Raw genomic sequence first — 6,733 nt, forward strand, 5'->3', positions numbered from 1 at the left:
CCGTAGAGGACTTTCACCTCCTAGATCAACGCCATGCTCGGCGCACAACAAAAAGCTCCAATATCACTATTGGAGCTTTTTGCTTATTTCATAATATCGAGACCAACATTAGCGCCAGCTAAACATTCGCACTTCGTTGCCCTCTTCAGGTTTCTTCGGAATGTTTAAAGATAGCGCTAGAGAAACCACGGCCATCACTGCACCAATATAGAAAACCGTTGCAGGAGAAGACAACCAAATCACACCAAACACCACTGGAATAACGACCGCTGCAATATGATTGATGGTGAAAGAGACACCAGCAGTTGATGCCATGTCTGCGGGTCTGCGATTTTCTGGAAGTAAGTTTTGATCGCCAGCGCCAATGCAAAGAACAGGTGATCGATCACGTAAAGTGCCGCCGCGCTTTGCACCAAACCATAACCGACAAACACACCAATCAAGCCAACATACTCGAAGATCAACGCTTTACGCTGGCGTTGTTGCCTAAATTAGTTGAACCTTTTCCAAGTCCTGTGATCTGATCATTTGAAACGATTGGAATGGTGGTGATATGGGTAAAGCAAACAAGAAGATAACTAACTGGACGGAGTACAATAAGGCTCTTTGTAAACGTGGTTCGGTTACATTCTGGATAGATGATTCAGCCGTAGATGCATGGCGATGCAAAACTCATCATGGTAAGCGTGGGAGAGGCTTTCAGTACTCTGATACAGCGGTTGAAACCGCCTTGATGATTAAGGGCATCTTCTCTCTTCCTTTACGTGCTCTTCAAGGCTTTATCGACTCTATCTTTGAGCTATTAGATGTTCCACTAACGTCCCCTGACTACACCTGTATCAGTAAACGCTCGAAGACAGTTCAGGTCAAATATCGCAATAAATCGAGAGGGGCTATTCGCCATATAGCCATTGATTCTACTGGCCTCAAAGTCTTTGGTGAGGGGGAGTGGAAAGTGAAAAAGCATGGTACAGAAAAACGTAGGACATGGCGCAAACTGCACTTAGCTGTGGATGTGGATACTCACGAAGCGATTAGTGCGGAAGTCAGTCTTGTAAATGTAGGCGATAGTGAAGTGTTACCGACGTTACTCAACCCACTACGTAGAAAGGTCGCTGCCGTATCCGCCGATGGAGCATATGACACAAAAAATTGCCACGAGACTCTGAAAAATAAAGGCTGTACTCCGTTAATACCGCCTCGAAAGAATGCAGCTCTTTGGGAAGACGGTCATCCCAGAAACAAAGCGGTAATGGCTCTGAGAGATGGAACAATATCGGAATGGAAAACAGAGTCTGGTTATCACTATCGTTCAATATCTGAGACTGCTATGTCCCGATATAAAGGACTAACAAGCGATAAATTGAGCTTGAGATGTTACAACGCTCAAGTGGGCGAAATCATGGCGAATGTCAAAGCGATTAACAAAGTCATAGGACTAGGTATGCCCGTTAGAAGCTAACGGCTAGCTACATATGGTGTCGTTGATCTTCAAGCTGATTTGATCATTAACAACGCCCCTTAAAAATCTAGACGACAACTATGCTGACACGGGGGGAAACAGCCGATCGCAATCACCGAAATACGCATAAGCGACATATTGTTTTTTAAAGTTAACTGGGCTTAGATATCCAAGAGCACTGTCCTTCTTGTTCGATTATAATCAACTTCGATGTGCTTGGATGAAAATACGCAAGTGCTTGATGCATCTCTTCTCGCGGGTGAGGTGTTGCGTTTCAAGTGGCGGAGAGCCTTTAAATCAGAATGCTACCCGAACAAAAAAATGGCCATAAGAAACTAAGATGTTTCATGGCCACATTGTTAGATTAATGTTAAATAAATTGAGCTACGGATACTCCCCATATTTCAGCTTAGTATTAACACAATCATTTACCATCGATAGCCCAAACTAACTGTATATGCTTCTCTTGTTTCACCTTTATTATAAAGGGCTGTGATATTATAGTGTTTACCTATTTGCTTATTAAAACCAATCAAATAAGCCCATTGATTTAGAGAAACATCAACGTCATAAGTGAACTCACCTTGTAACGCATCTACATAACCTAGATTACCGGATAACGTAGAATCTAAGCCTTGATATTCAGCACCAATTAATAACTGAGCTCTATAATCAACAAGCTGATAACCAACCATTGGTTGAGCAACAAACAGAGTATCACCCCAGCTCGAAGAGCCCTCTAATCGTGTTTGAGATGCGGTCATATTAAGCGTGGCGAAAAATTCTTTATACCCGACGGCTAGTGTAGTACCCACACCTAACAGATCATAGTCAAGACTTAAAGGAAGCTTCAATCGACCAGGGCTACACAGAGGGAGTCCTTCATTGCTTAGCGCACTACATAAGGCATCACCTAATCCAGGATCGATGCCGTTTAAACTATCTTTAACTTCGTTTAAACTCTCCGATGTATATTGCGCATCAATGGTTGCCTTAACTTTAATCTTTCCAGCTAAAGCGTAAACATTCCAGAAAGGCAAAATATAGACATCTCCCCTTATACTAAAACTCTCAGCATTAACTTTGGCGAAGGTCTCTGTCGGTTCAAAGTCCTTATCTAAATTCTGAAGGCCTAATGCTCCGAGACCTAAATTAAAAGATTGAAAGCCAAGATCCATATCTTGATTGCGATAAGCGACAGAAAAACCGTATGGAAGAGGAATATCAATACCTTGTCTACGGACTAAGTCTCCCATCAGTGGGAAAAAACTACTGACCTCGACCTTTTCTTCTCGAATACGAGGATCTGATGCTTCTTCAAGCTTTTCACTATCTAGAACTTCGACACCATCTACATCGTCATAAAAAGCGACGGGAGTCATGAGCAATGACAGAGTAAGCTTTTCTTTTTTTCTAGTTACTCCGTTTGCCACAATGGTTTTGCTTTTAACGTAAAATTGACCATTGTAACGCTCACTGATTAAGATTTCTTGTCTATAATCCTCAATTCTATAAGTACCATAGGTAAATGGTTGCGAATTAGTGATCACCATTTTAACAGGCTTGCGATCTTCAACACTTATCTCAACTCGCATGAAACGAAAATAGGCGACATCTTGAGGTAGTTGATACTTAGAATAGTTAAAACGTACAATTGCACGACGTTCATCTAATTCTTCAACGGTAACCGAAGACCGATCGTAACTATCTGAGTAGGCGCGAAGTCGATATTCTGTTTTGGTCAAATATTCAATGGAGTCTATCGCTCCACCATCTTCTGAGAGTGAAGGTTCACCATCGATTTGAGAAATTTGATCCTGAAAATATTTAATCCTCAAATCAATATTTCCCTTTAAATCTGTTGTTTGCACTAAATAAAAAGATGAAGATGAAGCCTCCTCATTAATTGAAGTGACTTTACGAACGTGCTCAACAATATGATCACCTTGAGATAAAGTACTAATACCATACTTAGGTAGGTGTTCCGGTATGCCATACTGCTCAAAAATCGAAGCTTCTTTTGCATTAGCAATATTAGAGAGTATCAAAATAAAAGAAAATAAACTTACGCACCAAGATCTACGAAATAAAATAAAAAAAAATTTCGATGATTTACTTTCATCTCTATCCAACAAACTCTATTTAGCATATGTAGCATCATTCCTACCTCACTGTAATAAAAGACGACTTAGTAAATAGCATCACAAATACCTTGTGATGTGCTAGCATCAATACCCATATTTATCGTAGCATCCCACGCTGTAATATTCTTGTTTATTTCGCCACCATCATCCGTGGCATTATTAACTATCACCAATATGTTATCTGTATCTTCTTGGTATCGATATTCAGGGTTGAATAATTCATCGCTAAACCACAAACTCGATACTTCTCCCATAAGAAGAAGGTCACCTTCATCAGGCGCTATCTTCGATCCGCTTTGGTTATATAATCGATTAAATACAAAAGGAATTTCAGCTTGGTTACAGGCTTTTCCACCGAAGCAAGCCAAATTACCTATTGTGTCAAAAATAGAGTCTTCAATCAGCTGGTTATTAAAACTTGCGACATAGTCAAAATGATAAATGATAGGAGTGATGTCATGATCGACTTCTTTTGCGTAATCACGAATAGCACATTTATATATCAATTGATTATTTAATTGATTAAACTTTCTTATCTCTTCTGATACCCCATCTAAAGTGGTAGGATTTTCCGATGGTGAGAAATCATCAAAGCGTAAAGGCGTGTCGGTCAACCGATCTACATATAGGATTGATGATATTAACGTGTACGCAGGTATATCTGCTATTTGTGGCAAATCACGAATATCATCACTATCTCCTATTAAAAATAGGACAACATCAAGTAATTTAATACCCGGTAATAATTCTATATTAATCAAGAATAGTAACTTTAACTCCGCTATATAACTATCCGTTTCATTGTTATTAAATCCTATAATAGAAGGGACGGTTAAAGGAGCTTCATGAGCGAGGCTTGTTACGTGATAGCCTGGGTATTCCTCATATTCTGTGCAAACCCCAAGGAATGTCTTTATGCACTCACGATGGGACTCAATGTAGGGTGAAAAGGGAAGTAATTTCGCTCGCGGTTCGATTGCTGCAATATCCGATGCGTATTTCAAAGTAAGCTTCGCCACAATCGATTCCGTGCTATCGCCATCTTCAATCCAGCCCAAGATGTCACTGACCATACTTTCGATGGTTTGGTCAGGTAAACCAAACAAGCGTCCCGTTATTTCTGCTTTTACTTGTTTTTGTAGTTCTAAAATCTGATCAACCGTCAATTGGTTAATACTTAAATCAGGATACAGCGTTGCCATTGCAGTTTCTAAAGTGTCGTATTGGTCTTTCGCTGCAGCGTATGATTCAAATGAAAGTCCGAGCGGTAAACTTTGCATAATCGCTCTGCTAAAGAAATTACCGGCAATATCATCTTCAGGATCGCGCTCTCCACTGGTTGTTTGCTGAAGCGCATTAATTGATGTCGCACCAGCACCTTGCCCAAATACAGTGACGTTTGTACTATCTCCGCCAAAGTCTTCGATATGTTGGCTAACCCACTCTAGAGCTCGCTTTTGATCACCAACCGCAAAGTTGCCCCCTTTCGTTTGACCTGCATCTTCAACCCACCGTTTTCCCAATAAACCAAGACGGTAGTTAAAAGTAACAGCGATAAAGGGGTTATCACTCATTGTACTTTGTGCAACGGCGACATCTGGAATTATATTGGGCAGGTGTCCAGATCCCGTTTCAAACGAACCACTATGGATATAAACATACACAGGTAATAAATCACCTGAAGTCGCATTATTAGGTCTCCATACGTTCAAGTAAAGGCAGGTCTCTGAGTACAATTCTGTTGAGCCAAACTGAGGGCATATATTCCCAAAGTCTGTATACGAATTATTTTCGGTTACCGCTTGTGCTAGAGGCAGCATCACACTGTGTTCAAAACGGTCAGGCGCACCGAAGAAAAAATCACCTTCGCTACTATCGCCCGAGTAAGCATAAGGTATCCCTTTGAACGTTTCTATTGTAACCAGTGAGGTACCGTCTTCAGTCGCAGAAAGTGAAGGGGCGACTGTGATTATTGGTTCTTTGAGGCCTTGTATAGTCACTTCACCTATTTGAGCCTCAAAAGTAATGGGTTGAGGTGATTCCTCTTCAGGAGCAGGGGTAAAGCTGAACTCAGTAGAATCATCACGACAACCGAAAAGTACAACTCCGATCAAAACCAAAAATGCTTTTGTCATCACTTACCTCTTCAATATCGAAAGTAAAGAACATTGCTATCACGCTTTGAATACCAAAATCAATCTTCTAATATTAGACTTAAAAATCAGAAAAGGTGGACAATATTACAATTACAGGTTCTGTCGTAAACAGTGGTGATAGGTTAAACTCTTCATCAAAATTCACCACTGCCGACGCTATGGCCATCAAATTTACAGGCGCCACTTTCCTTCCGACATCATTCTTCCGGCTGTTCGTTATTACGTTTCTTATAAGCTGATCTACCGTGAAACCGAAGAGATACTCAATGAGCGAGGTATCGATGTTGATCACTCAACCATCAATCGGTGGGTTATCAAATACGCCCCACTATTGGAGCACAGAGCACACCGAAGAAAGAAGCCTGTCGCTACTTCGTAGCGGATGGATGAGACTTACATTAACGTCAAAGGCCAGTGGAAGTATTATTACCGAGCCGTTGATAAATGCGGTAATGTGATTGATTTTTTACTGTGCGAATACCGTGACGAGAAGGCAGCTCGCGCCTTCTTCACCAGGCAATTAGCCATAATGGCTTGCCCGAAAAGGTCGTGATAGATAAGAGTGGTGCTAACGCATTAGCGTTACATAATATCAACGTCAGCCTTTGGTTAACGGGGAAGATGCTCAATCTAATTGAAGTGCTTCAGGTAATGTATCTGAACAAAGTCACCGTAGAGTGAAAGGTAAAATGCACCAGTGCCTAGGGTGGAAATCTGATGAAGGAGCAAAAGCTACTTTTGCAGGGGTAGATCTTTGGACTATGATTAAGAACGGACAGCTTGATAACCTAAATATGCTTGTCGTCAGTGCGAGAAAACAGGCGACAGCAGCCGAATCGTTCAGAAGCCATCCCCTCAGAGCCTCATCCCTAAAAGCTTCGCCACAGAAAGTTTGCTGACCAACATCATTCTTGGAAAATACCAATACGCGATGCCACTTTATCGTCAAGAATCGCTGTTTACCCAGTCGG

The 6,733-nt window shown here is 41.2% G+C and carries 3 protein-coding genes and 3 pseudogenes; 3 read left to right on the forward strand and 3 right to left on the reverse strand.

What is annotated here, in order from left to right:
- Positions 1–108: 108 nt before the first annotated feature.
- Positions 109–476, reverse strand: a pseudogene (locus tag AB6F11_RS21260) (MFS transporter); the annotation flags it as partial.
- Between the two features lie 77 nt (positions 477–553).
- On the opposite strand from AB6F11_RS21260, the gene AB6F11_RS21265 reads away from it, so the two are divergent.
- Positions 554–1,462, forward strand: coding sequence for an IS5 family transposase (locus tag AB6F11_RS21265; RefSeq protein WP_104216075.1), 909 nt, complete (start codon positions 554–556; stop codon positions 1,460–1,462).
- A gap of 428 nt (positions 1,463–1,890) precedes the next feature.
- On the opposite strand, the gene AB6F11_RS21270 is transcribed toward AB6F11_RS21265, so the two are convergent.
- Both AB6F11_RS21270 and AB6F11_RS21275 read right to left on the reverse strand, forming a co-directional pair.
- A complete protein-coding gene (locus AB6F11_RS21270; protein WP_240698632.1) occupies positions 1,891–3,594 on the reverse strand; it encodes a hypothetical protein in 1,704 nt (567 codons plus the stop codon).
- A gap of 56 nt (positions 3,595–3,650) precedes the next feature.
- Positions 3,651–5,741: a carboxylesterase family protein gene (locus tag AB6F11_RS21275; RefSeq protein WP_104216073.1), complete on the reverse strand. Its 2,091-nt coding sequence runs from the start codon at positions 5,739–5,741 to the stop codon at positions 3,651–3,653.
- A gap of 190 nt (positions 5,742–5,931) precedes the next feature.
- Between AB6F11_RS21275 and AB6F11_RS21280 the strand changes: the two are divergent.
- Together AB6F11_RS21280 and AB6F11_RS21285 are read left to right on the forward strand one after the other, a co-directional pair.
- Positions 5,932–6,544 (forward strand): annotated as a pseudogene (locus AB6F11_RS21280) (IS6 family transposase); the annotation flags it as partial.
- 5 nt (positions 6,545–6,549) lie between these two features.
- Positions 6,550–6,733, forward strand: a pseudogene (locus tag AB6F11_RS21285) (transposase); the annotation flags it as partial.

The organism is Vibrio sp. 10N.247.311.14 (assembly GCF_041467715.1).
In the GTDB taxonomy this organism is placed as follows: Bacteria; Pseudomonadota; Gammaproteobacteria; order Enterobacterales; family Vibrionaceae; genus Vibrio; species Vibrio crassostreae_C.